Genomic DNA, 14,046 nt, shown 5'->3' with positions numbered 1-14,046 from the left:
GGTGCGGGTCAACCGCCGTACTTGATCAGCAGACCGATGCCGACGATCGACACGATCCAGATGCCGGAGACGAACAGCGTCAGACGGTCGAGGTTCTTCTCCACCACGGTCGACCCGGACAGGCTGGACTGGACGCCGCCACCGAACAGGGTGGACAGCCCGCCGCCCTTGGCCCGGTGCAGCAGCACCAGCAGCATCACCAGGATGCTGGTGACCACCAGGAGGATCTGCAGGGTCAAAACCATGGGCGTTACCCTACCGCACCGGTCCCGGCCGGCTATTCGGCGGCGAGGTCGGCGGTGTCGGCGAAGACCAGTCCACCGTCGTCGAGGAGCACCGCGTAGCGGCGGGCGGGGTCGGCGATGTGGTTGCCGCCGACCTCGACGGCGAATCCGGCGGCCTCACCGAAGTCGTCGACGACCACCCCGGTGGCCTCCGCGTCGGTGCCGGCGAACACCCGCACCCGACTGTCGGTGGTCACGTCCTTGCCGTCCTGCACCGTCATGTCCGTCCCCCAGCCATCCGTCGCTTCGTGGTACTCATTGTCAAGTACAGCACACCGGTCGCCACGGCGGTCGCAGTTACGGCAGCGGGCCGCCCGCGGCGATCGCGGACAGCGTGGCGAACTGCTCGCCGTCCAGCGACGCCCCGCCCACCAGCGCGCCGTCGACGTCATCGCTGGCGATGAGCTCGCCGATGTTCTTGGCGTTGACCGAACCGCCGTAGAGCACCCGCACGGCGTCGGCGACCGCCGGGGAGGCCAGTTCGGCCAGCACCCCACGGATCTCCTTGCACACCTCCTGGGCGTCGGCGGGACCGGCCACCCGGCCGGTGCCGATCGCCCAGACCGGTTCGTAGGCGATGACGCAGGCAGCGATCTGCTCCGCGGACAGCCCGGCCAGCGAACCGCGCACCTGCTCGGTGCAGTGCTCGACGTGGCCGCCGGCCTCCCGGACCTCCAGGCCCTCCCCCACGCAGACGATCGGGGTGATCTCGTGTTTGAGGGCGGCGGCCGCCTTGGCGGCCACCAGCGCGTCGTCCTCGCCGTGGTAGCTGCGCCGTTCGGAGTGCCCGACCACCACGAAACTGCAGCCCAGCTTGGCCAGGAAGGCACCGCTGATCTCGCCGGTGTAGGCGCCGGAGTCGTGCTGGGAGAGGTCCTGGGCGCCGTAGGTCAGCCGCAGCTTGTCGCCGTCGACCAGGCTCTGCACGCTGCGCAGGTCGGTGAACGGCGGCAGCACCGTGACGTCGACCTTATCGAAGTACTTGTCCGGCAACGAAAACGCGATCTTCTGCACCAGGGCGATCGCCTCGAAGTGGTTGAGGTTCATCTTCCAGTTGCCGGCGATCAGCGGCTTGCGGCTCATGGCTGTCCTTCGATGCGGGGGTCGGGTGCGGGGGTCAGTTGTTCAGTACGTCCAGGCCGGGCAGGGTCTTGCCCTCGAGGTACTCCAGGGAGGCGCCGCCCCCGGTGGAGATGTGCGAGAAGCCGTCGTCGGGCAGACCCAGGGTGCGCACGGCGGCCGCCGAGTCACCGCCGCCGACGACGGAGAACGCGCCGCGACCGGTGGCGGTGGCGATCGCCTCGGCGACACCCTTGGTGCCCGCGGCGAACGCCGGGAACTCGAAGACCCCCATCGGCCCGTTCCAGAACACGGTGCGGGCGTTGGTCAGCAGGGCGGTGAACCGCTCCACCGAGCCCGGCCCGATGTCCAGGCCCATCCGGTCGTCGGGGATCCGGTCGGCGGGGACCACCTCGGCGGGCGCGTCGGCGTCGAACTCCGGGGCGACGACGACGTCGACGGGCAGCCGGATCACGTCGTGGTAGGTCTCCAGCAGCCGTTTGCAGGTGTCGACCATCTCCGGCTGCACCAGCGAGGTGCCCACCGGCAGGCCCTGGGCGGCCAGGAAGGTGAAGCACATGCCGCCGCCGATCACCAGGCTGTCGGCCTTGCCGGCCAACGACTCGATGACCGCGAGCTTGTCGGAGACCTTCGAACCGCCCAGCACCACCGCGTACGGCCGTTCGGTGGAGGTGGTCAACTGCTCGAGCACCGCGACCTCGGCGGCGACCAGGGTGCCCGCGTAGTGCGGCAGCAAGCCCGCCACGTCGTAGACCGAGGCCTGCTTGCGGTGCACCACCCCGAACCCGTCGGAGACGAAGGCCCCGGGGCTGCCGTCGGGGGCGGCCACCAGTTCGGCGAGCTGTTCGGCCAGCGCGCGCCGCTCCGCGTCGTCCTTGCTGGTCTCCCGCGGGTCGAACCGGACGTTCTCCAGCAGCAGCACGTCCCCGTCGGTCAGGCCCTCGGCGCGGGCCAGCGCGTCGGTGCCCACCACATCGCCGGCCAGTTGGACGTGCCGGCCCAGCCGTTGCCCGAGGGCCGCGGCGACCGGCGCCAGGGACAGCTTCGGGTCGGGCTCGCCCTTGGGCCTGCCCAGGTGCGCGGCGACCACCACCTTGGCGCCGGCGTCCACCAAGGCCTGCAGGGTGGGCGCCGACGCGTCGATGCGGCCCGGGTCGGTGATGGCACCGTCGGCGTCCAGCGGAACGTTGAGGTCGCTGCGGACCAGCACCCCGCGGCCCGAGACCCCTTCGGCCAGCAGGTCGTCGAGGTTGGGGATGCTCACAGCGATGTGCCGACCAGGGCGACCAGGTCGACCAGCCGGTTGGAGTAACCCCACTCGTTGTCGTACCAGGACACCACCTTCGCCTGGTCGTCGATGACCTTGGTCAGACCGGCGTCGTAGAGCGAGGAGTGCGGGTCGGTGACGATGTCGGCGGAGACGATCGGCACGTCGTAGTACTTCAGCACGCCCTTGAGCGGGCCGTCGGCAGCGGATTTGAACGCGGCGTTGATGTCCTCGACCGTGGCCGACTTGGCCAGGTGCGCGGTCAGGTCGGTCACCGAACCGGTGGGGATCGGCACCCGCAGCGCGTAGCCGTCGAGCTTGCCCCTCAGTTCGGGCATCACCAGCCCGATCGCCTTGGCCGCGCCGGTGGAGGTCGGCACGATGTTGACCGCGGCGGCGCGGGCGCGACGCAGGTCGGAGTGCGGGCCGTCCTGCAGGTTCTGGTCCTGGGTGTAGGCGTGGATGGTGGTCATCAGGCCCTTGACGATGCCGAACTCGTCGTGCAGCACCTTGGCCAGCGGGGCCAGGCAGTTGGTGGTGCAGGAGGCGTTGGAGATGATCTTCTGGCTGCCGTCGTAGTCGCCGTCGTTGACGCCCAGGCAGACGGTGATGTCCGGGTCGGTGGCCGGCGCGGAGATGATGACCTTCTTGGCGCCGGCGTCGAGGTGGCCCTGCGCCTTGTCCCGCTTGGTGAAGATGCCGGTGGACTCCACGACGACGTCCACGCCCAGGTCGCCCCAGGGCAGGGCGGCCGGGCCCTCCTTGACCTCCAGCGCCTTGATCTTGGTGGAGCCGACGACGATGGTGTCCTCACCCTCCAGGCTGACCTCGTGCGGCAGCCGGCCCAGGATGGAGTCGAACTTGAGCAGGTGGGCCAGGGTGGCGTTGTCGGTGAGGTCGTTGACCGCCACGATCTCGACGTCCGGGCCGTTGCCCTGCGCCTGCTGGGCGTCCAACGCCCGGAAGAAGTTGCGCCCGATTCGACCGAAGCCGTTGATACCTACCCGGACCGTCACTGGTCTCTCCTCATTTCTGCCGAAGGTGCTTGCGGAAGTCTGCGGTGTGCTCCGCCGACCAGCCTAATGGGCGCGGGCACGGCGCGGACGTGCAGCCCTGCCGCTCCCGGTCCGGTGGCGACTCAGGCGTCCTCGAGCAGGTCGGGGGTGACCGCCGACTCGGTGTCGGGCACCCCGTCCTGCTTGGCTTTGCGGTCGGCCATCGACAGCAGCCGGCGGATCCGCCCGGCCACCGCGTCCTTGGTCATCGGCGGGTCGGCCAGCCGGCCCAGTTCCTCCAGCGACGCCTGCCGGTGCTCGACGCGCAGCTTCCCGGCCTCGGCCAGGTGGGCGGGCACGGTGTCGCCGAGGATCTCCAGGGCGCGTTCCACCCGGGCCGCGGCGGCGACCGCGGCCCGCGCCGAGCGGCGCAGGTTGGCGTCGTCGAAGTTGGCCAGCCGGTTGGCGGTGGCCCGCACCTCGCGGCGCATCCGGCGTTCCTCCCAGATCACCCGGGTGTCCTGGGCGCCCATCCGGGTCAGCAGCGCCCCGATGGCCTCGCCGTCCCGCACCACCACCCGGTCGACACCGCGGACCTCGCGCGCCTTGGCGGCCACCCCCAGCCGCCGGGCCGCACCCACCAGCGCCAGCGCCGCCTCCGGTCCGGGGCAGTTGACCTCCAACGCCGAGGACCGGCCCGGCTCGGTGAGCGAGCCGTGCGCCAGAAACGCGCCGCGCCAGGCGGCTTCGGAATCGATGACGCTGCCGCCGACGACCTGGGCGGGCAGTCCGCGCACCGGCCGGCCGCGCAGGTCCAGCAGCCCGGTCTGGCGGGCCAGCGCCTCCCCGTCGGCGGCGACCTGCAGCACATACCGGGTGCTCTTGCGGATCCCGGTGGCCGGCAACACCCGCACGTTGGCGGTGTAGCCGTACAGGTCGAAGATGTCCTTGCGCAGCCGCCGGGCGATGCCGTCGAGGTCCAGTTCGGCCTCCACGACCACCCGGCCGTTGACGATGTGCAGGCCACCGGCGAAGCGCAGCAGCGAGGCCACCTCGGCGCGCCGGGCGCTGACCGCGGTCACCGGCAGCCGACTCAGCTCCTCTTTGACCTGGGCCGTCATCGCCACCCGTCGTCACCTCCCGGACCCTCCGCACCGGCACGCTGCCGTGAGTGCTCGACCCGCACCGGGGCGGTGGCTGCCGCCGAGCCGGCACCGCGCATCCGCACCGCGTCCAACGCGGCGGCCAGCTTGCCCGGGTCATGTAAAGGTGTACCAGGTCGGGCCACGTCGGCAAACTGGACGGCGGCGTCCAGCAGGGTTGCGGCCCGCCGCAACTGGTCGCGTTCGCGTTCCCCGGCCACCCCGGCCGCGTCGACGATGACGTCGTGGACGGTGAATCCGGGCGCATGCTGGGCCAGCACGTGCAGGTGCCGTTCGGTGGAGAAGCCGGCGGTCTCCCCCGGCTCGGCGACCAGGTTGAGCACCAGGGCGCGCCGCGCCGCGGTCTCGCGCAGCGCGACGGCCAGCTCCGGCACCAGCACGTGCGGGATCACGCTGGTGAACCAGGAGCCCGGCCCGAGCACCACCAGGTCGGCGGCCATGATCGCGTCGACGGCCTGCCGGGTGGCCGGCGGGTTGCCCGGCTGCAGCCGCACCCGGCGCACCTTGCCCGGGGTGGTCGCGACCGCGACCTGGCCGCGGATCACCCGGAACATCCGCGGGTCGGTCTCCAGGCCGGCGACGTCGGCCTCGATCTGCAGCGCGATCGGGCACATCGGCAGCACCCGGCCCTTGACCCCGAGCACCCGGCCCAGCTCGTCGAGGGCGGCGACCGGGTCGTTGAGGACCTCGCTGAGCCCGGCGAGCATCAGGTTGCCGATCGGGTGGCCGGCCAACGCGCCGCTGCCGCCGAACCGGTGCTGGATGATGGTGGCCCACAGCCGACCCTGCGGGCTGTCGGAGGCCAGCGCCGCCAACGCCATCCGCAGGTCGCCGGGCGGGACGATGTCGATCTCGCTGCGCAGCCGGCCGGAGGATCCGCCGTCGTCGGCGACGGTGACCACCGCGGTGACCCGCGGGGTGAGCCGGCGGGCCGCCGACAGCGTCGCGTACAGGCCGTGGCCGCCGCCGAGGGCGACGATGCTCAGGTCGTTGCCCTGCCTCATCGGCGCGGCCTCATTCGCGGCCCAGGTCCCGGTGCAGCACCCGCACCGACAGCCCGTCGTCGGGTTCGAGGCGACGCGCCAGTTCCTCGGCGATGGCCACACTGCGGTGTTTTCCGCCGGTGCAACCGATCGCAACCGTCATGTAGCGCTTCCCCTCCCGGCGGTAGCCGTCGACAACCAGCGACAGCAGTCGATGGTACGTATCCAGGAATGCCGTCGCACCCGGTTGGCGCAGGACGTAGTCGCTGACCGCCGGGTCCTGCCCGGTGCGCGGCCGCAGTTCGTCGACCCAGTGCGGGTTGGGCAGGAACCGCACGTCCATCACCATGTCGGCATCCATCGGCAGCCCGTATTTGAAGCCGAAGGACTCCAGGGTGACCGAGGTCTGGGCCGCCGCCTCGTTGCCGAACGCGTCCTCGATCGTCTCGCGCAGTTCGCGCACCGACATGGTCGAGGTGTCGATGACCAGATCTGCGGCGGCGCGGACCGGTTCCAGCAGCCGCCGTTCGGCGGCGATGCCCTCGGTGAGGGTCTGTTGGCCCTGCAGTGGGTGGCTGCGCCGGTTGTGTTCGTAGCGGCGCACCAGCATGTCGTCGGAGGCGTCGAGGAACAGCACCCGCGGAATGATGCCGCGGGTGGCCAGGTCGGTGCGCACCCAGTCCAGGTCCCCGGTGAAGCCGCGGGAGCGTACGTCCATCACCACGGCGAGTTCGGTGATCCGTGAGCCGGCCGCCAGCCCCAGATCCACCATGCGGGTGATCAATTCGGGCGGCAGGTTGTCGGCGACATACCAGCCGAGGTCTTCGAGCACCTTGGCCGCGGTGCCGCGCCCGGCGCCGGAGAGGCCGGTCACCAGCACCACGTCGATGCCGGCTCCGATTGCGTCGGCGGGGTTGTCGGCCGGGGTCATCGCTGTGTCGGCTCCTCGCTGAGTGCGGCGAGCACCGCCGCGGCGGTCACCGCGCCGATCCCGGGCACGGTGCTGATCTCCTCCACGGTGGCGCTGCGGATGGCCGCCACCGAACCGAAATGACTGACCAGGGCACGGCGGCGAGTCTCCCCCAGCCCGCGGACCGAGTCCAGCGCCGAGGCGGTCATCCGTTTGGAGCGTTTGCTGCGGTGGTAGGCGATGGCGAAGCGGTGCGCCTCGTCACGGACGCGCTGCAGCAGGTAGAGCCCGTCGCTGCGCCGCGGCAGGATCACCGGGTCCGGTTCGGCGGGCACCCACACCTCCTCGAGGCGTTTGGCCAGCCCGATCACCGCCACGTCGCGGATGCCGAGGTCGTCCAGCGCCGCGGCGGCCGCGTTGACCTGCGGGGCGCCGCCGTCGACCACGAACAGGTTCGGCGGGTAGGCGAAGCGCCGTGACTTGCCTTCCGGGGCAAGGGCTTGCTGCTCTTCCAGGTGGCGGGCGAAGCGGCGGCGGGTGACCTCGGCGATGGAGGCGACGTCGTCGGAGCGTCCGTCACCCGCGGCGCCGCGGATCTCGAACCGCCGGTAGTCCGAGCGGCGCGGCAGCCCGTCTTCGAACACCACCAGCGATGCGACGACGTCGGTGCCCTGCACGTGGCTGACGTCGACGCATTCGATGCGCAGTGGCGCCTCGGCCAGCCCGAGTGCGTCCTGGATGCTTTGCAGCGCCGCCGAGCGGGCGGTGAAATCCCCTGCCCGGCGCAGTTTGTGCTGCTGCAGCGCCTCGACGGCATTGCGGTGCACCGTGTCCGCCAGCGATTTCTTGTCCCCGCGCTGCGGGACCCGCAGCACCACCCGCGATCCGCGCAGCCCGGACAGCCACTGGCCGACCTGCTCGGCACCGGACGGCAGGCACGGCACCAGCACTTCGCGCGGCACCGGGTTGGCGGCTTCGTCGACCGCGCCCCCGCCGCCGTCGGCCGCGCCGTCCAGCGCGGCCTGGTCGCCGTAGAACTGGGTGAGGAACTGCTCGACCAACCGCTCGGAGCCGGAATCGTCGGGGTCGCCGGACTTTTCGACGATCCAGCCGCGTTGCCCCCGGACCCGGCCACCGCGCACGTGGAAGACCTGGACGGCGGCCTCCAACTCGTCCTCGGCGAAGGCCATGACGTCGGCGTCGGTGCCGTCGCCGAGCACCACGGCCTGCTTCTCCATGGCGCGGCGCAGTGCGGCCAGGTCGTCGCGAAGCCGGGCGGCCCGCTCGAAGTCGAGATCTTCTGCGGCGGCGGCCATCTGCTGTTCCAGGTTCCGCGCGAACCGGTCGGTCTTGCCGGACAGGAAGTCGCAGAAGTCCTCGACGATCTTGCGGTGTTCCTCGGCGCTGACCCGGTCCACGCACGGCGCGGCGCACTTGTCGATGTAGCCGAGCAGGCAGGGCCGGCCGATCTGCTGGTGGCGCCGGAACACCCCGGCCGAGCAGGTGCGTGCCGGGAACACCCGGGTGAGCAGATCGAGGGTCTCCCGGATCGCCCAGGCATGGGAGTACGGGCCGAAGTAGCGCACCCCTTTGCGTCGCGGGCCGCGGTAGACCATCAGCCGCGGGTATTGCTCGTTGAGGGTGACCGCGAGCACCGGGTAGGTCTTGTCGTCGCGGTAGCGGACGTTGAACCGCGGGTCGAACTCCTTGATCCAGTTGTATTCCAGCTGGAGCGCCTCGACTTCGGTGCTGACCACTGTCCACTCGACATTGGCCGCGGTGGTCACCATCTGTCGGGTGCGCGGGTGCAGCCCGGCGATGTCGGCGAAGTAGGACGTCAGCCGGCTGCGCAGGTTTTTCGCCTTGCCCACGTAGATGACCCGGCCGTGGATGTCGAGGAAGCGGTAGACGCCCGGTTCCACCGGGATGGAGCCGGGCGCCGGCCGGTAGGTCGCGGGGTCGGGCACGCCTCCAAGGCTAGCGTTCGGCGGTCAGGCGGCGGCCGCGTCCGGCCGGTAGCGGGCCAGCAGTTCACGCACCGTGTCCATGGCCGCGACGGCGCGGTCGCCGTCGATGGCCTGGATCGCCATCAGCGGGATGTATTCGTCGTCGGGCAGGTCCACCCGGGCCCAGCGGGCATGGGCGGGGAAGGTGACGCCGGTGACCGCGCTCCACGGCACCAGTTTGTCGCCGAAGACGTTGCGCACCGACAGCCCGGCGGCGCCCACCCGCAGCCGCGGCCGGCCGAACAGCAGCACGAACCCGGCGATGATCAGCCCGATCGTGGCGACCGCGAACTGGTCGTAGGTGCGGAACAGCACGCCGGTGGAGCCGATGGTCAGCAGCAGGCTCACCGCGATGTGCACCCCGGCGATGAGGATCGCCGCGGTGTAGACGAACAGCTTCACCCGGTGCGGCCGGATCTCGGCGTCCCAGTCGCCGTCGGCGGCGGTCACGGCGCGGCGCGCAACGCGCGCAAGGTCAGGGCGGTGCTCAGGGCGGCCGCGGCGGCCTGAGCACCCTTGTCCTCGGCGGAGTCGGGCAGCCCGGCGCGGTCCAGCGCCTGCCGTTCGGTCTCGGTGGTGAGCACCCCGTTGGCCACCGGGACCGCGGCGTCCAGCGACACCCGGGTCAGGCCCTGGGTGACCGCGTCGCAGACGTAGTCGAAGTGCGGGGTTTCGCCGCGGATGACCACCCCGAGGGCGACGACCGCGTCGTGGGAGCGGGCCAGTTCCTGGGCGACCACCGGGATCTCGATGGCCCCGAGCACCCGGGTGACGGACGGTTCGGCGATGCCGGCGTCGGCGGCGACGGTGCGCGCGCCGGCCAGCAGGGCGTCGCAGATGCGGGCGTGCCAGGTGCTGGCCACGATCGCCAGCCGCAGCCCGGCGGCGTCGAGTGCGGGCAGGTCGGGCACCCCGGCGCCACCGCTCACCGGGCGTCCCCCAGTTCGCCGGGCAGCCGCGGCTCGTCGTCGAGGCCGGTGAGCTCGTGGCCCATGCGGTCCCGTTTGGTACGCAGGTACCGAATGTTTTCGGCGTTGGCGCGCACCGGCAGCGGCACCCGTTCGAGGATGTGCAGCCCGTAGCCGTCCAGGCCGACCCGCTTGGCGGGGTTGTTGGTCAGCAGCCGCATCGAGCGGACCCCGAGGTCGACGAGGATCTGGGCGCCGGTGCCGTAGTCCCGGGCGTCGGCGGGCAGGCCGAGCTTGAGGTTGGCGTCGACGGTGTCGTCACCGGCGTCCTGCAGCTGGTAGGCCTGCAGTTTGTGCATGAGGCCGATGCCGCGGCCCTCGTGGCCGCGCATGTAGAGCACCACGCCGCGGCCCTCCCGGGCCACCATCGCCAGCGCCGCGTCCAGTTGCGGGCCGCAGTCGCAGCGCTGGGAGCCGAACACGTCGCCGGTCAGGCATTCCGAGTGCACCCGCACCAGCACGTCACTGCCGTCGTTGTGCGGCCCGGCGATCTCGCCGCGCACCAGCGCCACGTGCTCGATGTCCTCGTAGATGCTGGCGTAGCCCACCGCGCGGAACTCCCCGTAGCGGGTGGGGATGCGGGCCTCGGCGACCCGTTCGACGTGCTTCTCGTGCTTGCGGCGCCACTCGATGAGGTCGGCGATGGTGATCAGGGCCAGCTGGTGCTCGTCGGCGAAGATCCGCAGCTCGTCGGTCTGGGCCATCGCGCCCTCGTCCTTCTGGCTGACGATCTCGCAGATCGCGCCGGCCGGGTGCAGCCCCGCCATCCGGGCCAGGTCCACCGCGGCCTCGGTGTGGCCCGGGCGGCGCAGCACGCCGCCGTCCTTGGCGCGCAGCGGCACCACGTGGCCGGGCCGGGTGAAGTCGTCGGCGACGCTGGCCGGGTCGCCCAGCAGCCGCATCGTGGTGGCCCGGTCCGACGCGGAGATGCCGGTGCCGATGTTGTGCTTGGCGTCGACGGTCACGGTGTAGGCGGTGCCGTGTTTGTCCTGGTTGACCGCGTACATCGGGAGCAGCCCGAGCCGATCGCAGATGGCGCCGTCCAGCGGCACGCACAGGTAGCCGGAGGTGTAGCGCACCATGAACGCCACCAGTTCGGGGGTGGCCTTCTCGGCGGCGAAGATCAGGTCGCCTTCGTTCTCCCGGTCCTCGTCGTCGATGACCACGACAGGTTTTCCGGCGGCGATATCGGCAACCGCCCGTTCGACGGAGTCGAACCTCGTCATTGTCGCCTCGTCCCGTCCCGATCGAAGGTTACCGGCCGGTAGCTGCCGGTGATGGTCTGTTCAGTATGGACCACCGGCGGGCGGCGGCTACGGTGCGGGACGTCCCAGCAGCCGCTCCACGTATTTGGCCACCACGTCGACCTCCAGGTTGACGGTGGTGCCCACCGCCGCGGCGCCCAGGGTGGTCGCCGCCCTGGTGGTGGGGATCAGCGACACCTCGAACCAGTCCGCGCCGGTGTCGGCGCCCACCGCCGAGACGGTCAGCGAGATCCCGTCGACGGTGATCGAGCCCTTCTCCACCACGTAGCGGGCCAGCGCGGCGGGCAGCGCGATGCGCACCACCTCCCAGTGCGGTGTCGGGGTGCGGACCAGGATCTGCCCGGTGCCGTCGACGTGGCCCTGCACGATGTGTCCGCCCAGCCGCCCGCCGACCGCGACCGCGCGCTCCAGGTTGACCCGGCTGCCCGGCCGCAGCGCGCCCAGGCTGGACCGGCGCAGCGTCTCGGCCATCACATCGGCGGTGAACCGGCCGGCGGCGCCGATCTCGGCGACGGTGAGGCACACCCCGTTGACCGCGATCGAGTCGCCGTGGCCGGTGTCGGCGGTGACCCGCGGGCCGTGGATGGTCAGTCGGGCGGAGTCGGCCAGCTCTTCGCAGCCGAGCACCTCCCCGAGTTCCTCGACGATTCCGGTGAACATCGTCCCAGGCTAGCCGCGTGCCGGGCCCGGCAGCGGCGGCCGGGCGGCGGTGTTGGTGGCGCGCGGGTCCGCAGGCACCCTCTACCATTGCCCCCATGCTGAAACGCCTTCGCCGTACCGCCGGCCGTCCGACCGGTCTTCCCACCGTTCTGCTGGCCACCGCCGCCCTGACCGCCGGGCTGGTCGCCGGGTGCTCCTCCTCGAAGGACTCCGGCACCGCCACCGCCGACCTGCCCGACGCGACCACCCTGCTCGACCAGGCCCACACCACCACCGCCGCGCTGACCAGCGTGCACCTGGAGCTGTCGGTGAACGGGGAGATCGAGGCCCTGCCGATCAAGACCCTCAGCGGGGATCTGACCGCCAAGCCGCAGACCGCGGCCAAGGGCAAGGCCACGATCGTCGCCTTCGGGCAGGAGGTCGACGCCGACTTCGTGGTCCTCGACGGGACCCTCTACGCGTCCATGTCCGGGAAGCGCTGGTCGGACTGGGGCTCGGCCGCCGACATCTACGACCCGTCGATGATCTTGAACCCCGACACCGGCCTGGCCAACGTGCTGGCCAACTTCACCGACGCCAAGTCCGAGAAGCACGAGACCATCAACGGGGTCGACACCGTGCAGGTCACCGGTGAGGTCAGCGCCGACGCGGTGAACAAGCTGGCCCCGCAGCTGGACGCGACCGCCCCGATGCCGGCGACCGCCTGGATCCAGGCCGACGACCCGCACCAGCTGGTGCAGGCCCAGCTGGAGCCGAGCAGCGGCAACACCGTGCAGATGACGCTGTCGGACTGGGACGCGCCGGTCACCGTTGAGAAACCGGCGGTGTGATGCGCGCTAACCGTGGGATAGCGATCGGCGCTGGCAGCCTCGCCGTCCTGCTCGGTGCCCTCGACACCTATGTCGTGGTCACCATCATGCGCGACATCATGGCCCCGCCCCCGGCGGGCGTGGGCATCCCGATCAACAAGATCCAGCAGGTCACCCCGATCATCACCGGGTACCTGCTCGGCTACGTCGCGGCGATGCCGCTGCTGGGCCGGGCCTCCGACCGGTTCGGTCGCAAACGGCTGTTGCAGACCAGCCTGGCCGCGTTCGCGATCGGCTCGGTGATCACCGCGCTCTCCACCGACCTGGCCACCCTGGTGGCCGGCCGGACCATCCAGGGCGTGGCCTCCGGTGCGCTACTGCCGGTCACCCTGGCGCTCGGCGCCGACCTGTGGGCCGAACGCAACCGGGCCGGGGTGCTCGGAGTGATCAGCGCCGGGCAGGAGCTGGGCAGCGTGCTCGGCCCGCTGTACGGGATCTTCATCGTGTGGCTGCTGCGCGACTGGCGCGACGTGTTCTGGATCAACCTGCCGCTCACCGCGGTGGCGATGATCATGATCCATTTCAGCCTGCCGTCGAAGAACCCCCAGGAGGGTCCGCCGGAGCGGGTCGACGTGGTCGGCGGACTGCTGCTCGCGGTGGCGCTGGGCCTGACGGTGATCGGGTTGTACAACCCGGAGCCCGACGGCACCCAGGCGCTGCCGGACTGGGGACCGCCGGTGCTGCTCGGCGCGCTGGTCGCCGGGGTGGCGTTCTTCGGCTGGGAGTACTTCGCCCGCACCCGGCTGATCGACCCCGCCGGGGTGCGGTTCGGCCCGTTCCTGGCCGCGCTGGGCGCCTCGCTGTGCGCCGGTGCTGCGCTGATGGTGACGCTGGTCGACGTGGAACTGTTCGGTCAGGGTGTGTTGTCGATGAGCCAGAACGAGGCCGCCGGCCTGCTGCTGCGCTTCCTGATCGCGTTGCCGATCGGGGCGTTGGCCGGTGGGTTCATCGCCACGCGGGTCGGCGACCGCGCCGTCACCTTCGTCGGGCTGCTGATCGCCGCAGGCGGCTACTGGCTGATCTCGAAGTGGCCGGTGGACCTGCTGTCCTACCAGCACGACCTGGGCGTGGTGCGGCTGCCGGCACTCGACACCGACCTGAGCCTGGCCGGGCTGGGGCTGGGGCTGGTGATCGGTCCGCTGACCTCGGCCACTCTGCGGGTGGTGCCCTCGGCGCAGCACGGGATCGCCTCGGCAGGGGTGGTGGTGGCCCGGATGACCGGGATGCTGATCGGGATGGCCGCGCTGTCGGCGTGGGGCATGTACCGGTTCAACCAGATCCTGGGCGGCCTGCCTGCCGCCGAGGGCGACACCCTGGCCCAGAAGCTCGCCGCCGAGGCGGACAACTACCGGCTGGCGTTCGCGCTGCAGTACGGCGAGATGTTCGGGATCACCGCGTTGATCTGCGTGGCCGGTGCCGTGCTCGGGCTGTTCATCGCCGGACGGTCGGCGTCGACCGAGCCGGTGTCGGCCCAGCCCGGCCAGGAGGATCTGGTGCGCGAAGGGTCCTCGACAGCGGGTTAGGGTTCATCGCACCCGGTCGGATTCGGGGCGGGTGCGGTCAGCGCGCCCCGGCCCCGCACAGCGAAGGGAGCGG

15 protein-coding genes are annotated in these 14,046 nt (G+C 71.5%); 2 read left to right on the top strand and 13 right to left on the bottom strand.

The annotated features are described in order from the left end of the window. Window positions 1-8 precede the first annotated feature (8 nt). The 13 genes from secG to AWC30_RS02090 all read right to left on the bottom strand — a co-directional run bounded on the left by secG (window position 9) and on the right by AWC30_RS02090 (window position 11,581). On the bottom strand, window positions 9-245 hold the full coding sequence (secG, locus tag AWC30_RS02150) for a preprotein translocase subunit SecG (protein ID WP_085108205.1): 237 nt from the start codon (window positions 243-245) through the stop codon (window positions 9-11). Between the two features lie 32 nt (window positions 246-277). Then, the gene (locus tag AWC30_RS02145) at window positions 278-505 is read right to left on the bottom strand and encodes a hypothetical protein (protein WP_085108202.1); all 228 of its coding nucleotides are present in this window, start codon (window positions 503-505) and stop codon (window positions 278-280) included. Window positions 506-581: 76 nt separating this feature from the next. Beyond that, a complete protein-coding gene (gene tpiA, locus AWC30_RS02140) occupies window positions 582-1,367 on the bottom strand; it encodes a triose-phosphate isomerase (RefSeq protein WP_085108199.1) in 786 nt (261 codons plus the stop codon). Between the two features lie 34 nt (window positions 1,368-1,401). Beyond that, window positions 1,402-2,628 (bottom strand): phosphoglycerate kinase, encoded by a 1,227-nt coding sequence (locus AWC30_RS02135; RefSeq protein ID WP_085108196.1) that lies wholly within the window; start codon window positions 2,626-2,628, stop codon window positions 1,402-1,404. Further along, on the bottom strand, window positions 2,625-3,647 hold the full coding sequence (gap, locus tag AWC30_RS02130) for a type I glyceraldehyde-3-phosphate dehydrogenase (RefSeq protein WP_085108193.1): 1,023 nt from the start codon (window positions 3,645-3,647) through the stop codon (window positions 2,625-2,627). Before gap ends, AWC30_RS02135 begins: the two co-directional genes overlap by 4 nt. A 122-nt stretch (window positions 3,648-3,769) precedes the next feature. Further along, the gene (gene whiA, locus AWC30_RS02125; protein ID WP_085108628.1) at window positions 3,770-4,747 is read right to left on the bottom strand and encodes a DNA-binding protein WhiA; all 978 of its coding nucleotides are present in this window, start codon (window positions 4,745-4,747) and stop codon (window positions 3,770-3,772) included. Further along, complete coding sequence (gene yvcK, locus AWC30_RS02120) at window positions 4,744-5,793, bottom strand: uridine diphosphate-N-acetylglucosamine-binding protein YvcK (protein WP_085108189.1); 1,050 nt, start codon at window positions 5,791-5,793, stop codon at window positions 4,744-4,746. Before yvcK ends, whiA begins: the two co-directional genes overlap by 4 nt. Before the next feature lie 10 nt (window positions 5,794-5,803). Further along, entirely contained in the window at window positions 5,804-6,703 is a 900-nt protein-coding gene (rapZ, locus tag AWC30_RS02115) for an RNase adapter RapZ (RefSeq protein WP_085108186.1), read from the bottom strand. Next, the gene (gene uvrC / locus AWC30_RS02110) at window positions 6,700-8,649 is read right to left on the bottom strand and encodes an excinuclease ABC subunit UvrC (protein WP_085108183.1); all 1,950 of its coding nucleotides are present in this window, start codon (window positions 8,647-8,649) and stop codon (window positions 6,700-6,702) included. The genes rapZ and uvrC overlap by 4 nt, the downstream gene beginning before the upstream one ends. A gap of 24 nt (window positions 8,650-8,673) precedes the next feature. Then, window positions 8,674-9,138: a PH domain-containing protein gene (locus tag AWC30_RS02105; protein ID WP_085108180.1), complete on the bottom strand. Its 465-nt coding sequence runs from the start codon at window positions 9,136-9,138 to the stop codon at window positions 8,674-8,676. After that, window positions 9,135-9,617: a 6,7-dimethyl-8-ribityllumazine synthase gene (gene ribH / locus AWC30_RS02100; RefSeq protein WP_085108177.1), complete on the bottom strand. Its 483-nt coding sequence runs from the start codon at window positions 9,615-9,617 to the stop codon at window positions 9,135-9,137. Before ribH ends, AWC30_RS02105 begins: the two co-directional genes overlap by 4 nt. Continuing rightward, window positions 9,614-10,882 carry a bifunctional 3,4-dihydroxy-2-butanone-4-phosphate synthase/GTP cyclohydrolase II gene (locus AWC30_RS02095; protein WP_085108174.1) on the bottom strand — a complete coding sequence of 423 codons (1,269 nt, stop codon included), beginning with the start codon at window positions 10,880-10,882 and terminating at the stop codon, window positions 9,614-9,616. Before AWC30_RS02095 ends, ribH begins: the two co-directional genes overlap by 4 nt. Before the next feature lie 87 nt (window positions 10,883-10,969). Further along, the gene (locus AWC30_RS02090; RefSeq protein WP_085108171.1) at window positions 10,970-11,581 is read right to left on the bottom strand and encodes a riboflavin synthase; all 612 of its coding nucleotides are present in this window, start codon (window positions 11,579-11,581) and stop codon (window positions 10,970-10,972) included. A gap of 95 nt (window positions 11,582-11,676) precedes the next feature. On the opposite strand from AWC30_RS02090, the gene AWC30_RS02085 reads away from it, so the two are divergent. Both AWC30_RS02085 and AWC30_RS02080 read left to right on the top strand, forming a co-directional pair. Next, the gene (locus tag AWC30_RS02085) at window positions 11,677-12,411 is read left to right on the top strand and encodes an LppX_LprAFG lipoprotein (protein WP_085108169.1); all 735 of its coding nucleotides are present in this window, start codon (window positions 11,677-11,679) and stop codon (window positions 12,409-12,411) included. Further along, window positions 12,411-13,973 (top strand): MFS transporter, encoded by a 1,563-nt coding sequence (locus tag AWC30_RS02080; RefSeq protein ID WP_085108166.1) that lies wholly within the window; start codon window positions 12,411-12,413, stop codon window positions 13,971-13,973. The genes AWC30_RS02085 and AWC30_RS02080 overlap by 1 nt, the downstream gene beginning before the upstream one ends. Window positions 13,974-14,046: the final 73 nt, after the last annotated feature.

Source organism: Mycolicibacillus trivialis (genome assembly GCF_002102395.1).
In the GTDB taxonomy this organism is placed as follows: Bacteria; Actinomycetota; Actinomycetes; order Mycobacteriales; family Mycobacteriaceae; genus Mycobacterium; species Mycobacterium triviale.
Note: the sequence above shows the minus strand (reverse complement) of the source record. Positions and strands in the feature narration are given on the sequence as shown.

What these genes read in the sequence shown, in the direction of transcription:
- AWC30_RS02080 (WP_085108166.1), top strand. Translation starts at nt 12,411, where the DNA reads ATGCGCGCTAACCGTGGGATAGCGATCGGCGCTGGCAGCCTCGCCGTC.
- tpiA (WP_085108199.1), bottom strand. Translation starts at nt 1,367, where the DNA reads ATGAGCCGCAAGCCGCTGATCGCCGGCAACTGGAAGATGAACCTCAAC.
- yvcK (WP_085108189.1), bottom strand. Translation starts at nt 5,793, where the DNA reads ATGAGGCAGGGCAACGACCTGAGCATCGTCGCCCTCGGCGGCGGCCAC.
- AWC30_RS02095 (WP_085108174.1), bottom strand. Translation starts at nt 10,882, where the DNA reads ATGACGAGGTTCGACTCCGTCGAACGGGCGGTTGCCGATATCGCCGCC.
- AWC30_RS02085 (WP_085108169.1), top strand. Translation starts at nt 11,677, where the DNA reads ATGCTGAAACGCCTTCGCCGTACCGCCGGCCGTCCGACCGGTCTTCCC.
- AWC30_RS02090 (WP_085108171.1), bottom strand. Translation starts at nt 11,581, where the DNA reads ATGTTCACCGGAATCGTCGAGGAACTCGGGGAGGTGCTCGGCTGCGAA.
- rapZ (WP_085108186.1), bottom strand. Translation starts at nt 6,703, where the DNA reads ATGACCCCGGCCGACAACCCCGCCGACGCAATCGGAGCCGGCATCGAC.
- secG (WP_085108205.1), bottom strand. Translation starts at nt 245, where the DNA reads ATGGTTTTGACCCTGCAGATCCTCCTGGTGGTCACCAGCATCCTGGTG.
- AWC30_RS02145 (WP_085108202.1), bottom strand. Translation starts at nt 505, where the DNA reads ATGACGGTGCAGGACGGCAAGGACGTGACCACCGACAGTCGGGTGCGG.
- whiA (WP_085108628.1), bottom strand. Translation starts at nt 4,747, where the DNA reads ATGACGGCCCAGGTCAAAGAGGAGCTGAGTCGGCTGCCGGTGACCGCG.